Here is a 26036-nt window from a genome sequence, read left to right as displayed (position 1 = left end):
GTCAGTTTAAGTTCATAGACTTAGTAGGAGTAGGAAATGCTGTCACAGGCAATGGTTGAACAATTGAATGAGCAAATTAATCTCGAATTTTTCTCATCCAATCTATACTTACAAATGAGTGCTTGGTGTGAAGACAAAGGATTTGAAGGTGCAGCCGAATTTTTACGCGCGCATGCCGTAGAAGAAATGGAGCACATGCAACGTCTTTTCACTTACGTAAGCGAGACGGGTGCGATGCCAATTCTAGGTGCAATTGAAGCGCCTAAACATGAGTTCAATAGCCTTGGCGAAGTATTCCGTGAAACTTACGAGCATGAGCAGATGATTACTCAACAGATCAACAAGCTAGCTCATGGTGCGTTTACGTCACAAGACTACTCAACTTTTAACTTCTTACAGTGGTACGTCGCTGAACAGCACGAGGAAGAGAAGTTATTTAAAGGGATTTTAGACAAGCTAGAACTGGTTGGTGAAGACGGCAAAGCGTTGTTCTTTATTGATAAAGATCTAGCGGCTCTAGCGAAAGAAGGTTCATCTTCTATTATGGATGCCACTGCTGAATAAACTTCAGCAAGAGACTCTTTAATTAGATCGTCTTTTTCTTCTGGGCATCCTACGAAGGTGTAGGGAGGAAAAGATGATCAATGCTGATACCATTCTATTCACGCTGATGTTGGTGACCATAGTTAATATGGCCAGATATCTTACCGCGCTGCGTTCTCTGATTTACATTATGCGAGAAGCTCACCCCTTGTTGTATCAACAAGTGGATGGCAATGGCTTTTTCACTACGCATGGCAACATGACCAAACAAGTTCGTTTGTTTCATTACCTCAAAAGCAGAGAGTATCACCATCATCATGATGAGCTGTTCACGGGCAAGTGTGAGCGTGTTAGAGAGTTATTTATCCTATCAACCTCATTACTCGGTGTGACCTTATTGGCGGCTTTTATTCTCTAATTGGTGAATTGGCAAGCAGTCAGATAATCGTTAGAATAGCGAGCTAAATTGCAAAGGATGTGCGTTATGCACATCCTTTTTTATTGGTTTTTTTGAGTAGTAGTGGTCATGACAGAAAAGTTCGACGTAGTCATCATTGGCGCAGGTGCCGCAGGTTTAATGTGTGCCGCTGAAGCGGGTAAGCGCGGTCGTAAAGTACTGCTGCTTGATCACGCCAAAAAACCTGGCCGTAAAATTCTGATTGCTGGTGGTGGTCGTTGTAATTTCACCAACTATGACGTGACAGCTAAAAACTATCTTTGTAACAACCCGCACTTTGTGAAATCAGCTTTGGCTCAATACACCAATTGGGATTTTATCTCGATGATCTATAAACATGGCATCGAGTTTGAAGAACGCTCTCATGGGCAGTTGTTTTGTGTCGGAGATTTCGATTCAAAAGATATCGTCAAGATGCTACTGGCTGAGTGTAACTTGCCCTCGGTGCACCAACGCTACCAACAAGACATTCAAAGTATAGAAAAAACAGCAACAGGTTTTTCCCTACAGACAAAAACCAGTGAGATTGTATGTGATTCTTTAGTGGTGGCAACTGGTGGGCTATCGATGCCAAAATTGGGCGCGACACCATTTGGGTACAAAATCGCTGAGCAGTTTGGTTTATCTATAGTTCCCACTACGGCAGGCTTGGTACCATTTACTTTACACAAAGAGGACAAGGAAGACTTTGCAGAGTTATCTGGAATTGCTATTCCCGTCGAAGTTACCTCAGAGAATAAGACAGAATTCAAAGAAGCCATGCTGTTTACCCATCGTGGCTTGTCAGGGCCCTCTGTGCTGCAAATTTCGTCTTTCTGGAAGCCGGGTGAAAAGGTAAAAATTAACTTAGTACCGGAAGTCGATATCAATGAGCTATTAACCCAGTCGTTAGATAAACACCCAAATCAAAGCTTGAAGAATACCTTAGCTAAAGTTCTACCTAAGCGTTTGGTTGAGGTTTTAGTTGAACGAAAAGTGCTAGAAGACAAACCGCTAAAACAGTTTGGTGTACATCAATTAAAGGCGATTACTGAAACACTACAAAACTGGCATATCACACCTAATGGGACAGAAGGCTATCGAACGGCGGAGGTGACCCTTGGTGGTGTGAATACCGATCATATTTCATCAAAAACAATGGAGTGCAAAGAAATCAAAGGTTTGTACTTTATTGGTGAAGTTATGGATGTCACAGGTTGGCTTGGTGGTTACAACTTCCAGTGGTGTTGGAGCTCTGGTTTTACTGCTGGTCAGTGGGTATAAACTGCCTAAATAAATATTAATGAGAGTTTACTCTTTAGTACTACACTTAGTTTATTAATACAGCGAGTGTCTTGGAAGGAGTAAACTCTATGAGTCAAGAAGCGTTAATTTCTCGTATTAACGAATTACCTCGTATCGAAAGCGTACTGCAAGAATTGCTCGAAATGGTCAACAGTGAACCAATAGATTTTGGCGAGTTGGCGCGTAAAATGTCGATGGACCAAGTGTTACTCGCGCGTGTACTGCGCATGGCTAATTCGGCACAATTCGGTGGTATTAAAGGTATCTCTAACATCAATGACGCTATCGTTCGTATCGGTGTTGGTGCCATCCGTAACCTTATCTCTTCTTCGATCCTTGCATCGACTTTTCCAAAATTAGAAACCATTAATATTAAAGATTATTGGGCGGGGACATTTGAAGTTGCGACCATCGCGAGCACCATTGCGAAAGATATTAAACTCGATCCCAATGAAGCGTTTACCACAGGAATCCTTCACAATATTGGCGAATTAATGATTCACACCTTAGAGCCAGAGAAGGCACTCGATATTCAAGAGCGTGTGATGAATGGTGAAAATGCGACTCAAGTTCAGCAAGAAGTATTGGGCACCAACGCTCAGCAACTTGGGGCGGTATTGGCTGAAACTTGGCAGTTTCCTAATGAGCTGGTGGATGCGATTGCCAATGTTAACCACCCAGCAAAAGCGGTTGAGTCAAAACGCTTGGCTTGTTTAATGTATCTGGCTAGAGATATTCATCAGCGTTGGGACAACATGCTGGATCAGAATGAGAAACACGCTTACTTAACGTCAAGTAAGGCTGCCTTAGCTCTGCATGCATCACCAGATTTGGCGGATAAAATTGATGGCATACGTGGCCAAGGCAGTGAGTTGGCTTATCAACTATTCTGATAAGCCATTTTAATCGCTTGTTAGGCGGCGCTTTGTGTGGGATCTTTTTTGCTAAATTTGATCTGTTGGATCACCAAGCCACCAATGATCAGCAATAAGCCTATCAAGGTTGTTGGATGTATCTCTTCACCTATGATGGTCGCTAGTAATGCCAATGAAATAAATGGCGAGGCGAAGATGAGGTTACTGATACGCGCCGTATTTTGCGTTAGTTTTAGTGCGCTCAGCCACAGTACAAAGGTGACCCCCATTTCAAACAGGCCAACATAAGTCACGGCTAACCAGCCTTTTGAGCTGATGTGCGACCATTGGGCGCCTTCATACACGCTAAGCCCGATAGCAAAAGGAATCGCCACCAGAAATCCGAGTAGTACACCAACAATTGGATCAGCTTTGTTTTTAGTGTTCAGAATCCAATAACTGGCCCAAAGTAGGGTCGAAACCAACGCTAGCCCTACGCCTAGTGGGCTTTCAAAGTTCAGCCCAAGTACATCACCTTTCGTCGCAATCACAATCACGCCAAAATAACTCAGCGTGCAGGCGATCCAATCTTGCTTACGAATTTTTTGACCAAGAAATACCGCTGCCATGAGCGTTAGCGTGATAGCCCAACTGTAGTTGATCGCTTGCGCTTGAGAGGCGGGTAACAGGTCATAAGCTTTGAATAGAATGATGTAGTACGCCAGAGGGTTGATTAAACCCAGTAAAAAGTAGTACCAAGGGTTAGATAAAAAAGTGCTGGCCAGTGAAGAGAGTTTACCTTGCACTGCGCAAATCGCAGTTAACGCGATCGCCGATACGATGCTAGCCATAGTTAGCATTTGGATAGGCGTAAACTCAGCCAAAGTCAGTTTGAATGCGGTAGCCACAGTTGACCATAGTAGGACAGCTGAAAGGCCAAACCCTAACGCGCGACGTTCGTTCATGATGCTCCTTCAATAAAACCAATGGGTTAAAGACCCAATTTTTACGCGGTGGGATGGAATACGGAGCGCCTAGTCTATCTGTTCGATATCTAGCCGACAAACTGGACATTTATCCAGTGGTAAAATACCATGGAAATAAGACTAAAAAAGTGAGTTAAAGCTTTACTATGCAATGGATTCTCGACAATCAAAGTTTACTGTTAACCGCGATCAGCAGCGCCGTTTTATCTGGAGTCGGAGTCGGCTGGTGGATAAAACAGAAAATGCAGTTTCACAGTCAGCTTTTGGAGCAACAATTAGAGTCCAATCAGCAACTGGCGAATAGCCAAATTAGCCAACTACAGCGTGAATTGCAGCAGTCTCAAATCGAGCTTGATGAGTTGGATAGTGAGCGTGATAAATCAGCGTATGAATTGAAACAGGCACATGGCAAGTTAATGGCGGTGATGGAGAAGCTGCGCTACTTTGAAGCCGTAAAGCAAGAGCGCCAACAGTACGCTGATGATCTGAACTTGATTCGTGAGCAAAAGTCACAGCTTGATGCTCAATTGAGAGAGCAAGAAGCGCGTCATGAGCAAGAAAACAAAGCCAATCAAGAGAAACTGCAGCTGCTCGAAAAAGCGGAAGATCGCCTTAAGCAGCAGTTTGAGCACTTAGCCAACCAACTCTTCGAAACTAAAACCGCTAAGGTCGATCAGCAAAATAGGCAAAGCTTAGAAGGGCTACTCTCGCCATTAAAAGAGCAGCTTGAGGGCTTTAAGAAGCAAGTGAATGACAGCTTTAACCTTGAAGCCAAAGAGCGTCACACCTTAACCCATGAACTTAAAAACCTTCAGCGCCTTAATGAGCAGATGACCAGAGAAGCCGTGAACCTAACGCTCGCGTTGAAAGGGGACAATAAGCAGCAAGGTAACTGGGGAGAAGTGGTTCTTGCTCGCGTTTTGGCAGAGTCTGGCTTGCGTGAAGGGCATGAGTACCAAACTCAAGTGAGCCTGCAAAATGAAGCGGGTAAACGCTATCAACCGGATGTGATTGTTCACTTACCTCAAGATAAACAAGTGGTGGTGGATTCAAAAATGGCTTTGGTGGCGTATGAACGTTACTTCAACGCGAGCAACGACGTTGAACGGGAAGCTGCCCTAAGTGACCACTTACTTGCATTGCGGGCTCATATTAAAGGTTTATCCAATAAAGATTATCATCAACTCAAAGGCATTCAGAGCCTCGATTATGTGTTGATGTTTATTCCGGTCGAGCCTGCATTCCAAGTCGCTATTCAAGCTGACCCAAGCTTAGTGAAAGATGCACTGGAGCAAAACATCATCATCGTGAGCCCTACAACCTTACTCGTCGCGCTTCGTACTATTGATAATTTGTGGCGCAATGAACGACAAAATCAGAATGCTCAAATCATTGCTGAACGTGCCAGCAAGTTGTACGACAAGTTGCGTCTATTTGTGGATGACATGGAAAGTTTAGGCGGCGCCTTAGACAAAGCGAACCAGAACTATCAAGGTGCGATGAATAAACTGGCCAGTGGACGAGGAAACGTGATTCGACAGGCTGAGAGCTTTAAAGAGTTAGGTGTTGAGGTAAAAAGACCTATCTCAACGAGCTTAACGCAAATGGCCCAATATGATGGGCTCACAGAAAATAGTGCATTGAATGAAAATGATTCTTTCGTACAAAGACATCCGGCTGAGGATAAAGTAAACTAATCGCCCGCAGTACTCAGGTCGTATTAATTAAGAAGTACTGCTCGAAGAGGAATCATCATGACGGATACAAGCGTGCAATCGAATACAGCTTTAGAATCGAGTGAAACAACCCACTTTGGTTTCACCACCGTAGCAAAAGAACAGAAAGTCGAAAAAGTGGCAGAAGTATTTCACTCTGTAGCGGCAAAATACGACATCATGAACGACTTAATGTCGGGTGGCGTACATCGTCTTTGGAAGCGTTTTACGATCGATTGTAGTGGTGTTCGTCCTGGTCACCGTGTCCTTGACCTTGGCGGCGGTACTGGCGACCTGACGGCAAAGTTCTCTCGTATTGTGGGTGAGAAAGGCCATGTTATTCTGGCTGACATCAACAACTCTATGCTCAACGTAGGCCGTGACAAGCTGCGTGACAACGGCGTTGTTGGTAATGTTCATTACGTGCAAGCAAATGCTGAAGAGCTGCCATTCCCAGATGACTATTTTGATGCGATTACAATTAGTTTTTGTCTACGTAACGTAACAGACAAAGACAAAGCATTACGTTCGATGTACCGCGTGCTTAAACCAGGTGGTCGTCTATTAGTATTAGAATTCTCTAAACCAATTCTAGATCCACTTTCAAAAATTTATGACGCGTATTCATTCCACCTGTTGCCAAAAATGGGCGAGTTAGTGGCGAATGATGCCGAAAGCTACCGTTACCTAGCGGAATCCATTCGCATGCACCCAGATCAAGAGACCTTGAAAGGCATGATGGATGAGGCAGGCTTTGATCAAACCGGTTATTACAATCTAACTGGTGGTATCGTTGCGCTACACCGTGGCTACAAATTCTAAGGGTGCGTTATGCCATTTGAACCATTGGTAACAGCAGTCATTGAAACCACATTAAATACCCTGATTAAAGACGATCCGGAATTGGGGCGTCGTCTTGGTCGTTTGAAAGGGCAGGTGATTCAAGTTCACTTAAAAGAGATCAATAAAACGCTGACTTTTATCTTTAGCCAGCAGATAGATGTACTAGGTAATTATGAAGGCAAGCCGGATTGTTATCTTTCATTAAATCTGGCGGTGCTGCCGGAATTACGTGACCAATCCAATATCACTAAGCTTATTAAGCAAGATAAGCTGATTTTGGAAGGCGATATTCAGCTGGCGCAAAAGTTCTCTCAATTGATGACGGACTGCAAGCCTGACGTCGAAGAGTGGTTATCACGTGTGACTGGAGATGTGGTAGCACATACCGTAATCAAAGGGGTATCTAACTTAGGTCAGCTAGTGACAAGTCAAGCATCGAAACATCAACGCCATATTGGCCAAGTGTTGACCGAAGAGTGGCGTGTTGCACCCGCACCGTTAGAAGTTGCGCATTTCTGCGATCAAGTGGATGACGTAAAAAGCCAAGCTGCCCGTGTAGAAGCTAAACTGAATCAACTGTTGGAGCGTGCATGACTCCTGCAGAGCTAAGACGTTTATATCGCATCATTAAAGTACAGCTTGAGTATGGCTTGGATGAACTACTACCTAATCATCAGCTGACTAAAGCACCTTTATTGGCCCGTAAAGGGTTATTCTGGATTAAAAACCAGCACGCAGACAAAGAGTTGGGTGAGCGACTTCGTTTGGCATTACAAGAGCTTGGGCCAGTATGGATTAAGTTTGGTCAGATGATGTCGACCCGTCGAGATCTGTTTCCCGCTCATATCGCTGACCCATTGGCCCTATTGCAAGATCAGGTATCTCCATTTGATGGCAAACTAGCAAAAGAGTGCATTGAACGTGCATTAGGTGGCCCTGTTGAGACTTGGTTTGATGATTTTGAACTTGAACCTCTTGCTTCAGCGTCAATTGCTCAGGTCCATACCGCCAAACTGAAGTCGACTAACCAAGAAGTGGTATTAAAGGTCATCAGGCCAGATATTCGCCCAGTCATTGATGCAGATCTAAAACTGATGTACCGAATGGCGCGTATAGTCGCCAAGGCTCTTCCTGAAGCACGTCGTTTAAAACCCGTTGAAGTAGTACGTGAGTACGAAAAAACATTACTGGATGAACTCGACCTACGTCGTGAAGCAGCGAATGCGATTCAACTGCGTCGCAACTTCGAAAACAGCGAAGAATTATACGTTCCTGAAGTTATTACTGACTTTAGTAATGAAACTGTCATGGTTTCTGAGCGAATATACGGCATTCAAGTCTCTGACATTGAAGGCCTTAAAGCGAACGGCACTAATATGAAGCTGCTCGCGGAGCGTGGTGTAAGCGTCTTCTTTACCCAAGTGTTTAGAGACAGCTTTTTTCATGCGGACATGCATCCAGGTAATGTGTTTGTTGAACCGCAGCATCCGGAGAATCCACGCTGGATTGGCTTGGATTGCGGAATCGTCGGAACGCTTAACAGTGAAGATAAGCGTTACTTAGCGGAAAACTTCTTAGCGTTTTTTAACCGAGATTACCGTCGAGTGGCTGAGTTGCATGTCGATTCGGGTTGGGTTCCACGTGAAACCAATATTGATGAGTTCGAGTTTGCGATTCGCATTGTCTGTGAACCGATTTTCGCGAAACCATTATGTGAAATATCATTTGGTCATGTACTGCTGAACCTGTTTAACACAGCACGTCGCTTTAATATGGAAGTGCAGCCACAACTCGTGTTGCTGCAAAAAACATTACTTTACGTTGAAGGGCTTGGTCGACAGCTTTATCCGCAACTGGATTTGTGGGAAACGGCAAAACCATTCCTTGAAGAGTGGATGATGAACCAAGTTGGACCGCAAGCGGTGATCAACGCGGTGAAAGATCGTGCGCCGTTCTGGGCAGAGAAATTACCAGAGCTGCCAGAGCTTCTGTATGACAGCTTGCGCCAAGGTAAAATGATGAACCAACGAATGGATCAGCTATACCAAGGTTACCGTTCGAGCAAACGTCAGCAAGCGACAGGAAAATTTTTATTTGGTGTTGGTGCCACATTAGTCGTATGCTCGGCAATATTGGTAAACAGCACTTATGAGCAACTTTCTATGGTCAGCGCCCTAGGTGGTGTCACATTTTGGTTGCTTAGTTGGCGAGCTTACCGTCAATAGACGTTAAACTCTTGAAATAAATTTGTTTATAAAAGACCCGAGGTAAAAAGAATGGGTGGTATTAGTATTTGGCAACTTCTGATTATTGCTGTCATCGTCGTTCTACTATTCGGAACTAAGAAGCTGCGCGGTATTGGTGGTGACTTAGGTGGTGCCGTGAAAGGCTTTAAAAAAGCGATGAGCGAAGATGAGCCAGCGAAAAAAGACGCTGACTTTGAGCCAAAATCTGCTGAAGAGCAAAAGAACTTAGAGCAGCAGAAGACAGACGCTTCTGCTGAAGTAAAGAAAGACAAAGAGCAGGCATAACACGTGTTTGATATCGGTTTCTGGGAACTGGTATTAATATCTGTCGTTGGGCTGGTGGTTCTTGGTCCTGAACGCTTGCCACATGCAATTCGTAGTGTTTCTAAGTTTATTAGCTCTGCGAAAAGTATGGCAAACAGTGTGAAAGATGAACTTTCTCACGAGCTTAAGGTTCAGGAATTACAAGATAACCTGCGCAAGGCGGAGCAGATGGGGATGGAAGATTTATCTCCAGAGCTGAGATCTTCAGTAGAAGAATTGAAGCAAGCTGCCCAAGAGGTGCAACGCCCATACGCGAGCAAAAGCGACTCAGCAGATAACAATGCCGAGGCTTTGAATAAGAATGTTGAATCTGTTCAGAGTGCTAATGACTCAGTGGATGCCGTCGAGAGCTTAAGTACTCCAACGTCATCACAGGCAGATAAGAAAGCCGAATAGTCTCGCATTAGGAGGAGCTACTAAACAGTAGCTCCTTTTCGATCTTTTATAGTAGAGGTTTCCATGTCTTCTGCGCAGCAGACACAGCCTTTGATCAGCCATTTGCTGGAACTCCGTAACCGACTGTTGCGAGCGATTCTTGCAGTATTGGTGGTGTTCATTGGGCTGATCTATTTTTCGAATGATATCTATGAGTTTGTCTCAGCACCTTTGGTAGAGCGTTTACCTGAGGGTGCAACAATGATTGCTACTGATGTGGCGTCACCTTTCTTTACGCCACTAAAACTGACACTTGTTGCCGCAATATTTATAGCGGTGCCTTTTATCTTGTATCAAGTCTGGGCCTTCGTTGCTCCAGGGTTATATAAGCATGAACGCCGTTTGATAATGCCATTGATGTTTTCAAGCTCTTTGCTTTTCTACTGTGGTGTCGCATTCGCTTATTTCGTCGTCTTCCCATTGGTGTTCGGCTTCTTTACCGCCATTTCATTGGGTGGTGTCGAGTTTGCTACTGACATTTCAAGTTATCTTGATTTTGTATTAGCACTGTTTTTAGCTTTTGGTATCGCGTTTGAAGTCCCTGTTGCAATTATCTTATTGTGCTGGACAGGAGCGACAACGCCGAAGAGTTTAAGTGAAAAGCGTCCATACATTGTTGTGGGGGCGTTTATTGTCGGTATGATGCTGACGCCACCAGATATGATTTCTCAGACCTTGCTCGCTATTCCAATGTGTTTGCTATTTGAAGTTGGTTTGTTCTTTGCGCGTTTTTATGTGCGTAAAGATAACGATGATGAAGCGGTAGAAGAGTAATAATTCTGAAACGAAAAAAGGGGCTGATAGATATCTATCAGCCCCTTTTGTATGTTTGGAGCAATATACGATCGAGCTGCTTATAACCCAAAGAGCTGGCTCGCATTGTGTGTGGTAATGCGATCAACCTCTTTTATAGAGAGCTCTCTTAAATCAGCAACACGCTGGGCAACAAGAGAGGTATAAGCCGGCTCATTACGTTTACCTCGGTGGGGCACTGGTGCTAAATAAGGGCAATCTGTTTCAAGAATGACGTAATTCATATCGAGGTGTGGAATGACTTTATCCATCCCACCATTTTTAAAGGTAGAAACGCCACCTAAACCTAAATGGAAACCAAGGTCATTGATCGCTTTTGCTTCTTCTACGCTACCACCGAAGCAATGAAAAACCCCTGACAGTGAGCCGTCTTGTTCTTTTCGCAGTAGTGCTAACGTTTCTTCAATAGAATCTCGAGTATGGATTACGACCGGTAACTTCATCTCTTTCGCCCAATTTAATTGAGTGATAAATGCCATCTCTTGCTCTGCTTTATAAGTTTTATCCCAATATAGGTCGATGCCAATTTCACCTACAGCAACGAAGTTATGCTTGTCGAACCAAGAGTGGATAATATCGAGTGTCTGTTTGACGTTGCTGTCAACATAACAAGGGTGAAGGCCCATCATTGAGTGGCAGACTTGTGGGTATGCTGCTTGAGTTTTGAGCATAGGTTGAATGGAATCTAGATCGATATTTGGCATTAAAATTTTCTCTACGCCTTGCTCAAGTGCGCGTTGGACGACCTGGTCGCGGTCTTGGTCAAATTCACTGGCGTAGATATGGGCGTGGCTATCGATCATGGTTGTTCTCTTGAGTGGTTAGCTTGATTGGTCTTTGGGCTCAGTATACGGCAGTGTGAGCATTTGGTCATTTTCTGCATTTTTCCTTTCAGCCGCTGGCGTCTGAATCTTGGAGTGATATGATGCGGGACAAGCACTTTCACCACACAAGGAGAACAGAGTGTCAGTTTCTATTCAAGGCCAATTCCCTGGCCGTCGCATGCGCCGTATGCGTAAGCATGACTTTAGCCGTCGCCTAATGGCTGAAAATCAGTTGTCTGTAAACGACCTTATTTATCCAATGTTTATCCTAATGGGTAAAGATCGTCGTGAAACGGTTGAATCTATGCCAGGTGTTGAGCGTTTATCTATCGACCTGATGCTAGAAGAAGCGCAATATTTGGCGCAACTGGGTGTGCCAGCGATTGCTCTGTTCCCAGTGGTGAATCAAGATGCAAAAAGCTTGTGTGCTGCTGAAGCGTACAACCCAGAAGGCCTAGTTCAACGAGCGGTACGTTCACTAAAAGAGCATATCCCGGAAATTGGCGTTATTACCGATATCGCGTTAGATCCATTCACGACGCATGGCCAAGATGGCATCATTGATGAAGATGGTTATGTTCTGAATGATGAAACGACCAAGGTTCTCGTCAAGCAGGCGCTCTCTCATGCTGAAGCTGGTGCAGACGTTGTTGCGCCATCAGATATGATGGATGGTCGTATTGGCGCTATTCGTGAAGCGCTAGAAAATGCTGGCCACGTGAACACTCAGATCATGGCTTACTCTGCTAAATATGCTTCTTGTTACTATGGTCCTTTCCGTGATGCGGTTGGTAGTGCTAGTAACTTGAAAGGCGGTAACAAAAAGAACTACCAAATGGATCCGGCAAACAGTGATGAAGCGATTCATGAAGTGGCGTTAGACGTGAGTGAAGGCGCTGACATGGTGATGGTGAAGCCAGGTATGCCATATCTAGATGTGGTTCGTCGTGTCAAAACAGAGCTTCAAGTCCCAACTTTTGCTTATCAGGTTTCAGGTGAGTATGCGATGCACAAAGCTGCTTTTGCCAATGGTTGGTTGAAAGAGCGTGAAACTGTCATGGAATCTCTGCTTTGCTTTAAGCGCGCCGGGGCTGATGGCATCTTAACTTACTTTGCAAAAGACGTAGCTGAGTGGTTAGCTGAAGAGAATGCGCAAGCTGCAACCTTTTTGAAAGGTGAGTAAGCGTTACTGCTTAATTAGATAGATGTAAAGGCTGGCGATTGTCAGCCTTTTTTAGTTTTGGTGATCGTGGATGAGCATTGTATATCGCGAAGGTAGTCTGGAAGAGTGTATTCAGGTGGTGGAACAGATCACGGAATTTTCTCATAAAGAAACGGTACAAACTTTAGCAGCGCGTTTGGAAGATAAAACTGAGAGTTTGATTCTGGTTGCCGAAGAGTCGGGCACCTTACTTGGTTTTAAAATAGGCTATCAATTGGATGAGCTAACTTTCTATAGTTGGTTTGGTGGAGTTTCACACGCGGCAAGAAACAAAGGTGTGGCGCAAAAATTATTGGATAAGCAGGAAGAGTGGGTTACTAATCGGGGCTATAAACAGCTAAAAGTGAAATCGAGAAATGAATTTCCAGCGATGCTAAGGCTTCTTCTTCGTAATGATTATATGATTGAAAAATTTGAAGAAAGAGAAGCGTTGATTGAAAGTAGGGTGCATTTTTTAAAGCAATTCTAGACGCCTAAAATATTAAATGAGATTTTTTCTCATTTAGGTATTGACGATTTAAATGAGAATGGTTATTATTTGTCTCGTCTTAGGGAATGAGAGAAGTTCACAAGGACGTGGAGTTACCAGATTCAACTTGGAGCCGGTGATGACACTGAACTTAAACGAACTTGCACTAGTTCTTTTTGACACGACATTGCTCACATTGCTTCCAGTGTAATTTATAGCTTTATGGCAAAGCACTTTATTCACCTGAATTCGCTTTGACCCCTTTTTGCTAGGCGACATCGATAAGATGTCGCTTTTTTTATGCCTGAAGAATATTGATGGACAAAAGGGCACCAATAGTCTTTTCCACAGCTAAGGATCATTATTAGATCGATCTTTAGATCGTCGATCTGATAATTTATTCTTTTATTACATGGTCTTATTTTTAAAAGAGGTCTTTATTGAGGGCGTTTTATATCTTGTGGATAAATACTATAAACAGAGTTATCCACAGAATGCTTGCCAAGGTGGTAAAAGAATCACCAAATGTGTGAGTAGAGTTCAAGGAGTTAAAATGGATTCACTGACGCAGTCATGGCATCCTAAGCAGATCTTTCATGCATTTTCTTTGGATACGTAAAGACTATGGCTAATATTCCTGATAATCCGTTGATTTTAATCGATGGTTCTTCTTACCTCTATCGTGCATTTCATGCCTACCCAGGCACAATGAGCAACGGAGATATCCCGACAAACGCTGTGTATGGTGTAGTGAACATGCTGCGCAGTATGATGCGTCAGTTTGCTTCTGATCGTATTGCTGTGGTTTTTGATGCGAAAGGCAAAACTTTCCGCGATGACATGTATCCAGAGTACAAAGCGAATCGTCCTCCGATGCCAGATGATCTTCGCTGCCAAATTGAACCCTTACACAATGTTATCCGCGCGATGGGTTTACCTCTGATCTGTATTCCCGGCGTTGAAGCCGATGATGTGATTGGGACTTTAGCTCATCAAGCTTCACAAGCGGGCATGCCAGTGCTTATTAGTACTGGTGATAAAGATATGGCACAACTGGTGGATGAGAATGTTACCTTGATCAACACCATGACCAACGTAGTCATGGATCGTGAAGGTGTTGTCGAGAAGTTTGGTATTCCGCCGGAACTGATCATCGATTACTTAGCTTTGATGGGCGATAAAGTTGATAACATTCCAGGTGTACCTGGAGTGGGTGATAAAACCGCAACAGCTTTGCTACAAGGCATTGGTGGTATCGACAAGTTGTATGAGCATCTTGATGATATCGCAGCGCTTGGTTTCCGTGGCTCAAAGACTATGGCGAAAAAGCTTGTCGATAATAAAGACAACGCAAAATTATCGTATGAATTGGCAACCATTAAGCTTGATGTTGAACTGGAAGAAACACCAGATTCACTTCTTAAAGCGGAACCAAATAAAGATGAGCTGATCAAACTGTACGGTCAGCTAGTATTTAAGTCATGGCTCAACGAGTTACTTGACGGTGGTACTGGCGTGGTTGAAGCCGATGAAAAATCAGGCTCTGTTGCAAAATCAGGCTCATCAAGTGCGATTGAGATGGATACATCAGCGGTCACTATCGACCGTAGCCAGTACGAAACTGTTTTAGATGAAGCCTCTTTTAACGCTTGGCTAGAAAAGCTCAAAGCTTCCGACGTGTTCGCCTTTGATACCGAAACAGACAGCCTTGATTACATGGTGGCAAATCTAGTTGGTCTTTCATTTGCAACAGAAGAGGGCATTGCTGCTTACGTTCCTGTTGCTCATGATTACTTAGATGCACCAGAGCAGCTTGATCGAGATTGGGTGCTGGCACAACTTAAACCTATTTTAGAAGACGATTCGCAAGCGAAAGTGGGTCAAAACCTGAAATACGATGCGAGCGTATTAGCGCGCTATGGCATTGAGATGAAGGGTATTAAGCACGATACTATGCTGGCTTCATACGTATACAATAGCGTGGGTGGAAAGCATGATATGGATAGCCTGGCACTGCGCTTCCTACAGCACAGCTGTATCTCGTTTGAGCAGATTGCGGGTAAAGGTAAAAAGCAACTAACCTTTAACCAAATTGAACTAGATCAAGCCTCGCCTTATGCGGCTGAAGATGCGGATGTGACGCTTCGATTGCACAATCGTTTGATGGAAAATATCGAACAGGACGAGAAACTAAAATCGATTTACCAAGAGATCGAAGTTCCCCTTGTTCCTGTCTTATCCCGTATCGAGCGTACAGGTGTGCTGATTGACGACATGAAGCTTGCGGCACAATCTCAGGAAATTGCTCTACGCCTTGATGAACTTGAACAGAAAGCCTATGAGATCGCAGAGCAAGAGTTCAACATGAATTCGCCAAAGCAACTGCAAGCGCTTCTGTTTGAGAAGATGGGCCTACCTGTGATTAAGAAGACACCATCAGGCACGCCTTCAACTAACGAAGAAGTACTGCAGGAATTGGCGTTGGATTACCCGCTGCCGAAACTGATTCTTGAGTATCGTGGTCTTGCTAAGCTCAAATCTACTTATACAGATAAGCTGCCGAAGATGATCAACGCGGAAACGGGTCGAGTACATACTTCATATCACCAGGCAGTGACAGCAACGGGGCGTCTATCTTCAACGGATCCAAACCTACAGAACATTCCAATTCGTAATGATGAAGGCCGTCGTATTCGTCAAGCATTTATTGCTCCGCACGGTTACAAGATCATGGCAGTCGATTACTCACAGATTGAACTGCGTATTATGGCGCACTTATCTGGTGATAAAGCACTGTTGGAAGCTTTCCAGCAAGGTAAAGATATTCACTCAGCAACAGCGGCTGAAATCATGGGTACGACGATTGACCAAGTCAGTTCTGAGCAGCGTCGTCGCGCTAAAGCCGTTAACTTCGGTCTGATCTACGGGATGAGTGCGTTTGGTTTGGCTAAGCAGCTAGGTATTCCGCGTGGTGAAGCTCAAGATTACATGAATAAGTATTTTGAACGTTACCCTGGTGTTATGCAGTACATGGAAGACACTCGCAGCACTGCGTCTGAGCAAGGTTACGTAGAAACCATTTTTGGTCGCCGCCTGCACCTTCCTGAAATTCAATCTCGCAATGGTATGCGTCGTAAAGCGGCAGAGCGTGCTGCTATTAATGCGCCAATGCAGGGCACTGCGGCAGATATCATCAAGAAAGCCATGCTGCTAGTGGATGAATGGATCCAGGCTGAAGGTGATGGTCGAGTGAAGCTTTTGATGCAAGTACACGATGAATTGGTATTTGAAGTTCAAGAGTCAGCTTTGACCGAAATTGAAAGTAAAGTACAGGAATTGATGGAGTCTGCAGCTCAGTTAGATGTTCCGCTCGTGGCTGAGTCTGGTCATGGTGACAACTGGGATCAAGCCCACTAGTCAAAAAGCAATCAAATATAGCGATATAACATGAGCTAGTGCACAAACACTGGCTTTTTTTTGTCGCTAAAAAAGTCATTTCAAAAACGGTTTGTATGTTGCTTAATAAAACTTTAATGAAAAAAACTTACAAAAATAGTTTCCATTTCTGACTAATTGTTGTACATTATTCTGCGTAGGGTACAGAGGTAAGATGTTCTATCTTTCAGACCTTTTGTTTCACGTTATTGGATTAGGCTGATTCAGCCGCCCCAGTCAGCTTTTGACTGGGGCGTTTTTTATTGGGCGAAAGAAAAGTTTTTCTGCTCAATAATTTACCATTTATTGTTGGTTTTTCCCTGTCCAACCCTTTCCTTTCTCTTTTCTAGCTCTGATCTTCTCTAGCTGATTCTTTTATCTGCGCTTGTTGTGATATGTAAATTTACACCATTCACACTTTGGTTATTTTTCTTGAGAATGAAAGTGCCTTGTATAAGCATTCCTTTCATTTATTAGTGTTAAAATATCTATTAATTCAAGCATTTGACTGTGTGTTGAGGGGTTGTTTTCACGTGGAGAGCTGAAACGAGAGGGAGTTGCATTGCAGTCATAGATCGTTCACCTTGAGCGAATAATAACTATTACCTCCTATTTCTCTCCCGTTACCCCACTATATCGGTGGGTTTTTTTATGTTTGTAATAAAAGCACAGCTATAAAAAAGCCCCACTCATAGAGCAGGGCATTTATACATTAAATTAACATATGAGAAGTGAGTAACTTACTCTTGGTCGTTATTTAGTTGCTCTTCTTCAGCGATCTCTTCGATCACAGAATCTGTTAAAGCGGGTGCAAACCATTCATCTAGGCGGTTGCGTAATGTATCAACACCAATGCCTTTCAACGAAGAGAAAGCGGCTACTTTGACATCACCCCCAAATCCAACAGAATCTTTTTGGATTTTTAGTACTTGAGCTTTGCGTGCGCCACTTTTTAGTTTGTCAGCTTTGGTCAGCAATACTTGTACTGGAATACCACTGTCAACGGCCCAAAAGATAAGCTGTTGGTCTAAGTCTTTCATTGGGTGGCGAATATCCATAAGCACCACCAAACCTTTTAGGCTCTGGCGTTTTTGTAGGTATTCACCCAACGATTTTTGCCACTTTTTCTTTAGTTCTAATGGAACTTGAGCAAAGCCGTATCCTGGCAAATCGACGATGTGACAACCGTCCGTGACTTTAAATAAGTTAATAAGCTGCGTACGACCAGGGGTTTTACTGGTTTTTGCTAGACTACGTTGATTTGTCAGGCGATTTAGAGAGCTTGACTTACCCGCGTTGGAGCGCCCTGCAAACGCAACTTCGATACCTTCATCTTCTGGCAGTGCACGAATATCAGGTGCGCTGGTGATGAAATGCGTGTTTTGATAATGAATTTTTACGCTCACTGTTAACTCCATCTCGACTTTGTGTAGTCGATTGATTACTTTTTTGTGAAATTGTGTAAAATAACCGTGCTCGGCATAAGGTCGCCTATTGTACCATGAGTGGCAACGCAGAGTGGTACCGGAAGCTTGATAATTATAATGGAATGTCATGAAGAAATTAGCGCTAATCTTGAGTCTTTTAGCCAGCTGCTCTGTGTGGGCCCAAGGCAGCATCGAAGCTGGTAAAGCAAAATCCCAAACCTGTGTTGCCTGCCACGGTGCTGACGGCAACAGTCAACTCGCTATGTACCCTAAAATTGCAGGTCAGCATGCTAAGTATATTGAAAAGCAGCTGAAAGACCTCAAGTTGGGTATGACCAGCGGTGGTAAGCAAGGTCGTTACGACCCAGTAATGAGTGGTATGGCTATGCCACTAACAGAACAAGATATGAAAGATATCTCTGCTTACTATGCGTCATTACCGATTTCGAACAACACCACTCCTGAAAATGTCGTAGAGCAAGGTAAGGTTCTTTACTCTGCTGGTGATGCGGAACGTGGTCTAACAGCATGTATTGCTTGTCATGGTCCTCGTGGTGATGGTACTGAGCTTTCAGGTTTCCCTAAAATTTCTGGTCAGCATGCTGACTACATCAAAGCTCAGTTAGAAAAATTCCGTGACGGTTCTCGTGGTAATGATATGAACGCTATGATGCGTGATATCGCGAAGAAGCTAACGGATGAAGATATCGATACACTTTCTAAATACGTTGGTGGCCTGCACTAAGCCCTACTTATTCGTTCGAGCATAAAGTTGTATTGAAAAAGCCCAGAGAACTCTCTGGGCTTTTTCGTATGACAAAGATCACATCGGCTTTTACGCCTCAACTCTCTATCTCTCCCGAACTTGTGTGAGATATTTGCCATACTTGCAGGTGAGTATATCTCGCGCTCTCTTTTAAGTTGTTGAAAAACAAAGCAGGAAAAAAATAGTAAAAAATTAGTCGCGATTATTTTGAAGAGTAGATTGTCCAAAAAGCTCAAACCAGTAAAGTGTAGTTATCGGCAGGGCGCTGATGAAGGATTTCAGACTAGGAAGGTCTCCAAGGATGCAAGCGAAGGACGCTTGATTGTCGGAGTAAGGATACTAGGTGGGTAGGATACTCACTTGATATGGATGGTCGACTTGTCTAATGGTTTAAGACAGCGGAATGGATCAGGCTAAGGAATAGCCCAGTTACGGGAAGTAAAAGGAAAGCCAAAATTCACTAGGATGGTGAAAAAAAACACCTTTTGCAGGGAAAGCGCCAAAAACAAATGGATACTTGATGCACTCAAATCAGTGCAACACAGTTTGGCCGCAAGGCATTTAGAAAGCGATAGTTAACCCTATCGCTTTTTTTATATTGGTCGAATTCACTGCGTATTGAGGAATATTTTTCAAAATCGCTGAATATTTGCACAATAGTACTCCACTCTAACCTGACTTTCTGGTATGTTTCGCATCCCTGTTTGAGGATGTAATGATGCACACTTGTCCCCTTTGTCACAGCTTGGATACTCAGCATTACTTTGCTGACAAGCGACGCGAATATCTTCAGTGTCAGCAGTGTGAATTGGTTTTTGTTCATCCAGATCAACGTCTCGATGCACAAGCAGAAAAAGCACACTATGATTTACACGAAAATAATCCAACTGATGAAGGCTATCGACGCTTCTTATCTCGGGTTGCTGATCCGATATTAGCGCGTATTGCACCTGCATCTCACGGGATCGATTTTGGTTGTGGCCCTGGACCAACGTTATCTTTAATGTTGCAAGAGCAGGGGCATACCATGAGTTTATATGATATTTACTATCACCCAGATAAGTCGGTGTTAGAGCAATCGTATGACTTTATGACAGCTACAGAAGTGATAGAACATCTTTATGACCCTAACACTGTGTGGCAGCAATGGTTGAATTTAGTTAAGCCCGGTGGCTGGATTGGTCTTATGACCAAAATGGTTATCGATGTTGAAGCGTTTGCTTCTTGGCACTATAAAAATGATCAAACGCATGTGATCTTTTTTAGCCAAAAAACGTTTCAATATTTGGCAGAGCGGGATCAGCTCGAGCTTGAATTTATTGGTAATGATGTAATTTTACTGAGGAAAGCCCAGTAATGAGCCGTAATAAAAAAGTCCGTTCAGGTGGCAATAGCGACGTGGTCGTTGTACGTAATCGTACGCAATCAGACGTTGAAGGCCGTCTACGTAAAAAAGACAAAAAGCGCAAAGGTTTGAAGACGGGTAACCGCAATTCAGACGAAAAGCAGAATAAACATCAAGGTAATGGCCAACAGCGTGATCCACGTTTAGGCAGCAAGAAAAAGATTCCTTTGATTGTTGAACCAGCGAAGAAGCTAAACAAAGCTGAGCGCCGTATCAGTGCTGAAAAAGAACTTGAGATGCTGGAAAATGACGCGCAACTTAACGTGTTGCTCGATCGTATCGATGAAGGTGAAAACCTAGGTGCAGGTCTACAGAAATACGTAGATGAGAAGCTAGCGCGCATTGAAGCTCTGATGAAGCAACTTGGCATCTATGAAGATGACGAAGAGTTTGAAGAAGCAATGCCAGTAGAGAGTGAATCTCGTAAGAAAGCCGGTTCAGATGATGAACTTCTTTCTCAGTTTGAAGATTTAGACCTCGACCAGTTTAAAGGGTAGATGTGCAGATGAATGTAACCTTGTTAGCCATTGCAGGTGGAGTAATTATTCTCGGCTTAGCGTCATATGCGGGTTACCTTCTGCTCCAACTCAAGAAGCAAAAGGAATTGCAGCTGCAGCATAAGAAATTAGCGATTGAGAAACGCAATGCTAATATCTATGAGAACGTTCATATTCTTTGTATGGCGGGTATTCAGGGTCAGTGTGACCTCTCTGAGATCAGCATTCGTGTCTATAACATCATGGATCATGTTCAAGGTGAAGAGCGTGTTGATTTCGATGCAGAATACCCGGCAACCGCAGAGCTTTTTCATATTGTAAAAGATATGGCTCGCGGTGAAGAGCGTCAAACACTCGCGAAGAAAGATCGCATGAAGCAGAATCTTGAGCGCCACAAGGCAGAATCTCGCCTTCAAGATTCGATTGTTGAAGAATTGAAGCGTCTAAAAAAGAAAGTTCAGCCTCTTAACAATCAGATCAATATTCAAATGATCTAGATTGATACTTTTATAACTCGATCGCTTACACTTTAGGGTAAGTGATCGAGTTATCAATTCTGAGTATTACTGCTCAAAAAGCAGCTTGCCCTCCGCCTTGTATTACTTAGGTGTGGCAAAATAGCCTGCTAATTTCAATGGCTCGTTGAGTCAAATAAGTACTAAAGCCTAAACGGAAATACCATCATGTCGCAGCCTGTCGTCGCAAGCCAACAAATTGTCTGGGATCAAGCCGTTCTTGATAAGTACAACTATTCAGGTCCTCGCTACACCTCGTATCCAACAGCCTTAGAGTTCCATGAGGCGTTTACGGTGGCCGACTATGATATGGCTTGTACTCAGTATCCAGAGCGTCCACTCTCTCTTTATATCCACATCCCTTTCTGCCACAAGCTTTGCTATTACTGTGGCTGTAATAAAGTGATCACCCGTCATGCGCATAAAGCGGACGAGTACTTGGATGTGTTAGAGCAAGAGATCCGCACGCGAGCAGCACTGCTACAAGGTCGTGAAGTGACCCAACTTCACTTTGGTGGCGGTACTCCAACGTTTTTGACCAAAGCACAGATCAGCCGATTGATGGCGATTCTTCGCGGAGAGTTTTTCTTTACTGGTGACGCTGAAATCAGTATCGAAGTTGACCCTCGTGAGATTGAGCTCGATATGTTGGATCACTTACGTGGCGAAGGGTTTAACCGCTTAAGTATTGGTGTTCAGGACTTCAACAAAGAAGTTCAGAAACTAGTAAACCGTGAACAAGATGAAGAGTTTATCTTCGCAATGGTTGAGCGAGCGAAACAGCTTGGTTTCCGTTCTACCAATCTCGATTTGATTTACGGCCTACCAAAGCAAACTAAAGATTCATTTGCAGCAACGCTCAAGCAAGTATTGGAAATGAAGCCAGGTCGCTTGTCTGTATTTAACTATGCTCATATGCCGCAACTGTTTGCTGCGCAGCGTAAGATTAAAGATGAAGATTTGCCGATTGCTGAAGAGAAAATGGCGATCTTACAAGATACCATTGCAACGCTGACTGATGCTGAGTATCAGTTTATCGGTATGGACCATTTTGCTCTACCTGATGATGAACTGGCTGTGGCGCAACGTGAAGGCGTACTACATCGAAATTTCCAAGGCTATACCACACAAGGTGAAGCGGATTTGGTTGGTTTTGGTGTATCCGCGATTTCGATGATTGGTGACGCGTATGCGCAAAACCAGAAAGAGCTGAAAAAGTACTATGCTCAGGTGAATGACCAGCGCCATGCCTTGTGGAAAGGGGTTGCACTAGATAGTGATGACTTACTGCGCCGTGAAGTGATCAAGCAGCTGATTTGTAACTTTAAGCTAGATAAAACCATGATTGAGTCGGAATTCAGTGTCGACTTTAATGGTTACTTCAAAGAAGATTTAGGCCTGCTACAAACGTTCATTAACGATGAACTGGTTGAAGTCGATGAGAAAGAAATTCGCGTGACTTTACGTGGTCGCCTACTGATTCGTAACATCTGTATGTGTTTCGATAAGTATTTAAGGGCTAAGGCTAGGCAGCAGCAGTTCTCTAGAGTGATCTAATTTCTACGTCATTGCCGATAGCGACGAAGTCGTGTAGTCGGGAATCTCATCAAGCGATTAGAGGTTTCCAACTCAGTCTTTCCTCCTTCTCGGAAATGACGACAGAGTGTTAGAAAGTTGCCTATATCAAAAGCCACCGTCTTTCTTTTATCTGAAAACGGTGGCTTTGTTGTATCTGGAGGTAAGCTAGGGCGCGATATAGGTGTCGTGAGCCATTTCCCATAGCGCATTTATTAATGGGTTCTCTAGTTGCGAACGCTTACAGCAGACCCCAAGCTTAAAGGGCTTAATGGATGCCACTTTAAGGCGTTGAATCTTTTCTTTTACTGGGCTGTTATTGATCACCACATCAGGCGCAATGCCTACGCCGCACCCAAGTGCCACCATACTAACAATTGCCTCGTGACCGGATACTTGTGCGTAGATGGTTGGTTTGATCTTCATAGTCTTGAACCAAGCATTGGCGCGGTCTCTGGCGGTACCTGACTCAGGAACAATAAAAGGAATCGAAGACCAATCTGGCTTATCTTTTTGTAGTTCTTCAGCGAAGTTGCTGACTCCGATCGGAGCGATTACCGAGAGGGGAATCTCACTGATGGTTTCAAATTCAATTCGAGCAGGCAGCTGTTCTGGCTGCGCTGAAATTGCGATATCAGCTTCATCGGCGAGGACTTTACCAATGGCTTGAGCGGGGTCACCGGTTGAAAGCTTGAATTCAATAAAAGGGTGTTGAAGACGAAACTCAGACAACAACTCAGGCAGGTGGCTATAGCTAGCGGTGACAGAACAAAACAGGCGAATTTCGCCTTTGAGTTCTTCTTCATGGCCTTTTAGTTGTGCATTGTAGTTTTGCCATTCCCCCAAAATCTTCATCGCAACGGGCAGAAGCTTTTTTGCTGCCGGTGTGAGATCCACACTCCGATTGTCACGCACAAACAGCACTTGGTTGGTGTCGTTTTCCAACTTTTGAATCTGACGGCTGAGAGCGGAGGGGCTGATATGCATTGCAGAAGCGGTCTTGGCAAAGCTTTTACTATCACACAGATGAATGAACAACTGCAGACATTTAATGTTCATGAAAGGGTCACATCCTTGTTGCATTAATTGCAATTACTAATTGTGAATATATCACTTTAAGCAATCATTTGTCTGATTTAGTATGAACTCATTCGGTAAGAAAACGACCGACCTCAATGGAAAAATTCTCTAAAGGAGCGCCCAATGGCTAACTATTTCAATACTTTAAACCTACGTGAGCAGCTAGACCAACTAGGTCGCTGTCGCTTTATGGACCGTAGCGAGTTTGCTACAGAAGCAGATTACCTTAAAGGTAAGAAAGTGGTTATTGTCGGTTGTGGTGCTCAAGGCCTAAACCAAGGTCTAAACATGCGTGATTCGGGCCTAAACGTAGCATATGCACTACGTCAGGCAGCGATTGACGAGCAGCGTCAGTCATACAAAAACGCAAAAGAGAACGGTTTTGAAGTAGCAAGCTACGAAACGCTAATCCCAGAAGCAGATCTAGTAATCAACCTGACTCCAGATAAGCAGCACACTAACGTTGTAGAAACGGTAATGCCGCTAATGAAAGAAGGCGCAGCACTAGGTTACTCACACGGATTTAACGTGGTTGAAGAGGGCATGCAAATCCGTAAAGACCTAACGGTTGTCATGGTTGCACCTAAGTGTCCAGGTACAGAAGTTCGTGAAGAGTACAAGCGTGGCTTCGGCGTTCCAACGCTAATCGCTGTTCACCCAGAGAACGATCCAAAAGGTGAAGGTTGGGATATCGCGAAAGCATGGGCGGCAGGTACAGGTGGTCACCGCGCAGGTTGTCTAGAGTCTTCATTCGTTGCAGAAGTTAAATCTGACCTAATGGGTGAGCAAACTATTCTATGTGGCATGCTACAAGCGGGTTCTATCGTTTCTTACGAGAAGATGATCGCTGACGGCATTGACCCAAGCTACGCAGGTAAACTTCTACAGTACGGTTGGGAAACCATCACAGAAGCACTGAAATTCGGTGGCATTACGCACATGATGGACCGTCTATCAAACCCAGCAAAAGTAAAAGCATTCGAACTTTCTGAAGAGCTTAAAGAGCTAATGCGTCCGCTTTACAACAAGCACATGGATGACATCATCACTGGTGAGTTCTCAAGCACTATGATGGCTGACTGGGCGAACGACGATGCAAACCTACTAGGCTGGCGTGAAGAGACTGGTGAAACAGCATTTGAAAACTACCCAGCAAGTGATGTGGAAATCTCAGAGCAAGAGTACTTCGATAACGGCATTCTACTAGTGGCAATGGTTCGCGCTGGCGTTGAACTAGCATTCGAAGCAATGACAGCATCGGGCATCATCGATGAGTCAGCGTACTACGAGTCACTACACGAGCTACCACTAATTGCAAACACAGTAGCACGTAAGCGTCTATACGAAATGAACGTAGTAATCTCAGATACAGCGGAATACGGTAACTACCTATTCGCTAACGTAGCAACTCCGCTACTGCGTGAGAAGTTCATGCCATCAGTATCAACAGACGTTATCGGTAAAGGTCTAGGTGAAACATCTAATCAAGTAGATAACGCTACGCTAATCGCAGTAAACGATGCTATCCGTAATCACCCAGTTGAGTACATCGGTGAAGAGCTACGTGGTTACATGACTGATATGAAGAACATCGCGGTAGGCGGCTAATTACTTGCCTTAAGGTTCCATTTCGGTGTCGAAAGTGCTCATTTACTATCGTAAACTCCGCGCCTTCTCCTAGAAATGAAACCTTAATTCAGCGTAATTAGTTCCCTAAGGGACTTAGCCCTTAGCTTTGAATATACAATCTGCGTAATTGCATTAAAGCAAAGCAGTAAGAACTCCAGATAGATTGGGGTCGATAAGTACAAAATAAAACACAACATCTAATTAAAAGGGCTTGGTCGCCGTTGACCAAGCCCTTTTTTGTTTTTGAGCGTTGAGCTAAAGTCGTTAAGCATCGTTACTTCCTGGACTGACAAAGAAGCAAATAGGGAATCTCCAATGGTTCTCAACCCATGATAAGAGATCCCCAATTTACTTATCCCTCGTTTTTGAAGGTGACAATAAAAAAGGCCGACGTTTTCACGTCAGCCCTCAGGATTTTCAAGCTTTTCAGCTTACTTATCTGCTAGCTTCTCTTCTAAATCAGCCAATTTCTTTTCCATTTCTGTTAGCTTTTGGCGAGTGCGAAGCAGTACTTGTGTCTGTACATCGAACTCTTCGCGGCTAACAACGTCTAGCTTGTTTAGCTGACCTTGAATGACTTGGCGAACTTTTTGGTCTACATCAGAACCCAGCTCTTTGACTGGTGCTGGCATAGAATCGTGAATCTGTTTAGCGATTTGCTCTAGTTTCTTTGGATCAAACATGGTGTCTAA

26 protein-coding genes are annotated in these 26036 nt (G+C 43.9%); 21 read left to right on the top strand and 5 right to left on the bottom strand.

The annotated features are described in order from the left end of the window. Window positions 1-36: 36 nt before the first annotated feature. From ftnA to GVO60_RS20510, 4 genes are all read left to right on the top strand, one after another. Complete coding sequence (gene ftnA, locus GVO60_RS20525; RefSeq protein ID WP_159657420.1) at window positions 37-564, top strand: non-heme ferritin; 528 nt, start codon at window positions 37-39, stop codon at window positions 562-564. A 73-nt stretch (window positions 565-637) separates the two neighbouring features. After that, window positions 638-961, top strand: a complete 324-nt coding sequence (uspB, locus tag GVO60_RS20520; protein WP_159657418.1) for a universal stress protein UspB — start codon at window positions 638-640, stop codon at window positions 959-961. Between the two features lie 108 nt (window positions 962-1069). Next, on the top strand, window positions 1070-2263 hold the full coding sequence (locus tag GVO60_RS20515; RefSeq protein ID WP_159657416.1) for a BaiN/RdsA family NAD(P)/FAD-dependent oxidoreductase: 1194 nt from the start codon (window positions 1070-1072) through the stop codon (window positions 2261-2263). A gap of 89 nt (window positions 2264-2352) precedes the next feature. Further along, complete coding sequence (locus GVO60_RS20510; protein WP_159657414.1) at window positions 2353-3177, top strand: HDOD domain-containing protein; 825 nt, start codon at window positions 2353-2355, stop codon at window positions 3175-3177. 20 nt (window positions 3178-3197) lie between these two features. On the opposite strand, the gene GVO60_RS20505 is transcribed toward GVO60_RS20510, so the two are convergent. Further along, entirely contained in the window at window positions 3198-4103 is a 906-nt protein-coding gene (locus GVO60_RS20505) for a DMT family transporter (RefSeq protein WP_159657412.1), read from the bottom strand. A 167-nt stretch (window positions 4104-4270) separates the two neighbouring features. On the opposite strand from GVO60_RS20505, the gene rmuC reads away from it, so the two are divergent. The 7 genes from rmuC to tatC all read left to right on the top strand — a co-directional run bounded on the left by rmuC (window position 4271) and on the right by tatC (window position 10461). Next, window positions 4271-5821: a DNA recombination protein RmuC gene (rmuC, locus tag GVO60_RS20500; protein ID WP_159657410.1), complete on the top strand. Its 1551-nt coding sequence runs from the start codon at window positions 4271-4273 to the stop codon at window positions 5819-5821. Between the two features lie 57 nt (window positions 5822-5878). Further along, on the top strand, window positions 5879-6661 hold the full coding sequence (gene ubiE / locus GVO60_RS20495) for a bifunctional demethylmenaquinone methyltransferase/2-methoxy-6-polyprenyl-1,4-benzoquinol methylase UbiE (protein WP_159657408.1): 783 nt from the start codon (window positions 5879-5881) through the stop codon (window positions 6659-6661). A 9-nt stretch (window positions 6662-6670) separates the two neighbouring features. Next, entirely contained in the window at window positions 6671-7276 is a 606-nt protein-coding gene (locus tag GVO60_RS20490) for a ubiquinone biosynthesis accessory factor UbiJ (protein ID WP_159657406.1), read from the top strand. Beyond that, window positions 7273-8907 carry a ubiquinone biosynthesis regulatory protein kinase UbiB gene (ubiB, locus tag GVO60_RS20485; protein WP_159657404.1) on the top strand — a complete coding sequence of 545 codons (1635 nt, stop codon included), beginning with the start codon at window positions 7273-7275 and terminating at the stop codon, window positions 8905-8907. Before GVO60_RS20490 ends, ubiB begins: the two co-directional genes overlap by 4 nt. A 51-nt stretch (window positions 8908-8958) precedes the next feature. After that, a complete protein-coding gene (gene tatA, locus GVO60_RS20480) occupies window positions 8959-9213 on the top strand; it encodes a Sec-independent protein translocase subunit TatA (RefSeq protein WP_159657402.1) in 255 nt (84 codons plus the stop codon). 3 nt (window positions 9214-9216) lie between these two features. After that, complete coding sequence (gene tatB / locus GVO60_RS20475) at window positions 9217-9648, top strand: Sec-independent protein translocase protein TatB (RefSeq protein WP_159657401.1); 432 nt, start codon at window positions 9217-9219, stop codon at window positions 9646-9648. A 63-nt stretch (window positions 9649-9711) separates the two neighbouring features. After that, window positions 9712-10461 (top strand): twin-arginine translocase subunit TatC, encoded by a 750-nt coding sequence (gene tatC / locus GVO60_RS20470; protein WP_159657399.1) that lies wholly within the window; start codon window positions 9712-9714, stop codon window positions 10459-10461. An 80-nt stretch (window positions 10462-10541) separates the two neighbouring features. Here the strand turns inward: tatC and GVO60_RS20465 are convergent, their stop codons facing one another. Beyond that, window positions 10542-11303, bottom strand: coding sequence for a TatD family hydrolase (locus GVO60_RS20465; protein ID WP_159657397.1), 762 nt, complete (start codon window positions 11301-11303; stop codon window positions 10542-10544). A 160-nt stretch (window positions 11304-11463) separates the two neighbouring features. Here GVO60_RS20465 and hemB point away from each other — a divergent pair, with 160 nt between their 5' ends. The 4 genes from hemB to spfP all read left to right on the top strand — a co-directional run bounded on the left by hemB (window position 11464) and on the right by spfP (window position 16673). Continuing rightward, window positions 11464-12507 (top strand): porphobilinogen synthase, encoded by a 1044-nt coding sequence (gene hemB / locus GVO60_RS20460; RefSeq protein ID WP_159657395.1) that lies wholly within the window; start codon window positions 11464-11466, stop codon window positions 12505-12507. Between the two features lie 70 nt (window positions 12508-12577). Then, on the top strand, window positions 12578-13015 hold the full coding sequence (locus GVO60_RS20455) for a GNAT family N-acetyltransferase (protein WP_159657393.1): 438 nt from the start codon (window positions 12578-12580) through the stop codon (window positions 13013-13015). Between the two features lie 624 nt (window positions 13016-13639). Beyond that, on the top strand, window positions 13640-16432 hold the full coding sequence (gene polA / locus GVO60_RS20450; protein ID WP_159657391.1) for a DNA polymerase I: 2793 nt from the start codon (window positions 13640-13642) through the stop codon (window positions 16430-16432). Window positions 16433-16625: 193 nt separating this feature from the next. Next, the gene (spfP, locus tag GVO60_RS22700; protein WP_438356636.1) at window positions 16626-16673 is read left to right on the top strand and encodes a small protein SpfP; all 48 of its coding nucleotides are present in this window, start codon (window positions 16626-16628) and stop codon (window positions 16671-16673) included. Between the two features lie 517 nt (window positions 16674-17190). Here spfP and yihA read toward each other — a convergent pair. Next, the gene (yihA, locus tag GVO60_RS20445; RefSeq protein ID WP_159657389.1) at window positions 17191-17856 is read right to left on the bottom strand and encodes a ribosome biogenesis GTP-binding protein YihA/YsxC; all 666 of its coding nucleotides are present in this window, start codon (window positions 17854-17856) and stop codon (window positions 17191-17193) included. Between the two features lie 148 nt (window positions 17857-18004). Here yihA and GVO60_RS20440 point away from each other — a divergent pair, with 148 nt between their 5' ends. The 5 genes from GVO60_RS20440 (at window position 18005) to hemN (ending at window position 22617) form a co-directional block, all read left to right on the top strand. Further along, entirely contained in the window at window positions 18005-18622 is a 618-nt protein-coding gene (locus GVO60_RS20440; RefSeq protein WP_159657387.1) for a c-type cytochrome, read from the top strand. A gap of 739 nt (window positions 18623-19361) precedes the next feature. Next, a complete protein-coding gene (locus tag GVO60_RS20435) occupies window positions 19362-20000 on the top strand; it encodes a class I SAM-dependent methyltransferase (protein ID WP_162596559.1) in 639 nt (212 codons plus the stop codon). After that, window positions 20000-20545, top strand: a complete 546-nt coding sequence (gene yihI / locus GVO60_RS20430) for a Der GTPase-activating protein YihI (protein ID WP_159657385.1) — start codon at window positions 20000-20002, stop codon at window positions 20543-20545. The genes GVO60_RS20435 and yihI overlap by 1 nt, the downstream gene beginning before the upstream one ends. 8 nt (window positions 20546-20553) lie before the next feature. Then, entirely contained in the window at window positions 20554-21042 is a 489-nt protein-coding gene (locus tag GVO60_RS20425) for a DUF2489 domain-containing protein (RefSeq protein ID WP_159657456.1), read from the top strand. Window positions 21043-21228: 186 nt separating this feature from the next. After that, window positions 21229-22617 carry an oxygen-independent coproporphyrinogen III oxidase gene (gene hemN / locus GVO60_RS20420; RefSeq protein ID WP_159657383.1) on the top strand — a complete coding sequence of 463 codons (1389 nt, stop codon included), beginning with the start codon at window positions 21229-21231 and terminating at the stop codon, window positions 22615-22617. 186 nt (window positions 22618-22803) lie between these two features. Here the strand turns inward: hemN and ilvY are convergent, their stop codons facing one another. Continuing rightward, on the bottom strand, window positions 22804-23694 hold the full coding sequence (ilvY, locus tag GVO60_RS20415; protein ID WP_159657381.1) for an HTH-type transcriptional activator IlvY: 891 nt from the start codon (window positions 23692-23694) through the stop codon (window positions 22804-22806). 144 nt (window positions 23695-23838) lie between these two features. Here ilvY and ilvC point away from each other — a divergent pair, with 144 nt between their 5' ends. Further along, entirely contained in the window at window positions 23839-25323 is a 1485-nt protein-coding gene (gene ilvC / locus GVO60_RS20410; protein WP_159657379.1) for a ketol-acid reductoisomerase, read from the top strand. Between the two features lie 452 nt (window positions 25324-25775). Here ilvC and ubiK read toward each other — a convergent pair whose 3' ends face one another. After that, entirely contained in the window at window positions 25776-26027 is a 252-nt protein-coding gene (gene ubiK, locus GVO60_RS20405; protein WP_126575583.1) for a ubiquinone biosynthesis accessory factor UbiK, read from the bottom strand. Window positions 26028-26036 lie beyond the last annotated feature (9 nt).

Source organism: Vibrio atypicus, from assembly GCF_009811315.1.
In the GTDB taxonomy this organism is placed as follows: domain Bacteria; phylum Pseudomonadota; class Gammaproteobacteria; order Enterobacterales; family Vibrionaceae; genus Vibrio; species Vibrio atypicus.
The sequence above is the reverse complement of the archived record's forward strand: the minus strand, read 5'-3'. Positions and strand labels throughout refer to the sequence as shown.

Excerpts from the sequence above, each read along its gene's own strand:
- ftnA (WP_159657420.1), top strand. The coding sequence starts at position 37 with ATGCTGTCACAGGCAATGGTTGAACAATTGAATGAGCAAATTAATCTC.
- uspB (WP_159657418.1), top strand. The coding sequence starts at position 638 with ATGATCAATGCTGATACCATTCTATTCACGCTGATGTTGGTGACCATA.
- GVO60_RS20515 (WP_159657416.1), top strand. The coding sequence starts at position 1,070 with ATGACAGAAAAGTTCGACGTAGTCATCATTGGCGCAGGTGCCGCAGGT.
- GVO60_RS20510 (WP_159657414.1), top strand. The coding sequence starts at position 2,353 with ATGAGTCAAGAAGCGTTAATTTCTCGTATTAACGAATTACCTCGTATC.
- GVO60_RS20505 (WP_159657412.1), bottom strand. The coding sequence starts at position 4,103 with ATGAACGAACGTCGCGCGTTAGGGTTTGGCCTTTCAGCTGTCCTACTA.
- rmuC (WP_159657410.1), top strand. The coding sequence starts at position 4,271 with ATGCAATGGATTCTCGACAATCAAAGTTTACTGTTAACCGCGATCAGC.
- ubiE (WP_159657408.1), top strand. The coding sequence starts at position 5,879 with ATGACGGATACAAGCGTGCAATCGAATACAGCTTTAGAATCGAGTGAA.
- GVO60_RS20490 (WP_159657406.1), top strand. The coding sequence starts at position 6,671 with ATGCCATTTGAACCATTGGTAACAGCAGTCATTGAAACCACATTAAAT.
- ubiB (WP_159657404.1), top strand. The coding sequence starts at position 7,273 with ATGACTCCTGCAGAGCTAAGACGTTTATATCGCATCATTAAAGTACAG.
- tatA (WP_159657402.1), top strand. The coding sequence starts at position 8,959 with ATGGGTGGTATTAGTATTTGGCAACTTCTGATTATTGCTGTCATCGTC.
- tatC (WP_159657399.1), top strand. The coding sequence starts at position 9,712 with ATGTCTTCTGCGCAGCAGACACAGCCTTTGATCAGCCATTTGCTGGAA.
- GVO60_RS20465 (WP_159657397.1), bottom strand. The coding sequence starts at position 11,303 with ATGATCGATAGCCACGCCCATATCTACGCCAGTGAATTTGACCAAGAC.
- GVO60_RS20455 (WP_159657393.1), top strand. The coding sequence starts at position 12,578 with ATGAGCATTGTATATCGCGAAGGTAGTCTGGAAGAGTGTATTCAGGTG.
- polA (WP_159657391.1), top strand. The coding sequence starts at position 13,640 with ATGGCTAATATTCCTGATAATCCGTTGATTTTAATCGATGGTTCTTCT.
- GVO60_RS20440 (WP_159657387.1), top strand. The coding sequence starts at position 18,005 with ATGAAGAAATTAGCGCTAATCTTGAGTCTTTTAGCCAGCTGCTCTGTG.
- GVO60_RS20435 (WP_162596559.1), top strand. The coding sequence starts at position 19,362 with ATGCACACTTGTCCCCTTTGTCACAGCTTGGATACTCAGCATTACTTT.
- yihI (WP_159657385.1), top strand. The coding sequence starts at position 20,000 with ATGAGCCGTAATAAAAAAGTCCGTTCAGGTGGCAATAGCGACGTGGTC.
- GVO60_RS20425 (WP_159657456.1), top strand. The coding sequence starts at position 20,554 with ATGAATGTAACCTTGTTAGCCATTGCAGGTGGAGTAATTATTCTCGGC.
- hemN (WP_159657383.1), top strand. The coding sequence starts at position 21,229 with ATGTCGCAGCCTGTCGTCGCAAGCCAACAAATTGTCTGGGATCAAGCC.
- ilvY (WP_159657381.1), bottom strand. The coding sequence starts at position 23,694 with ATGAACATTAAATGTCTGCAGTTGTTCATTCATCTGTGTGATAGTAAA.
- ilvC (WP_159657379.1), top strand. The coding sequence starts at position 23,839 with ATGGCTAACTATTTCAATACTTTAAACCTACGTGAGCAGCTAGACCAA.
- ubiK (WP_126575583.1), bottom strand. The coding sequence starts at position 26,027 with ATGTTTGATCCAAAGAAACTAGAGCAAATCGCTAAACAGATTCACGAT.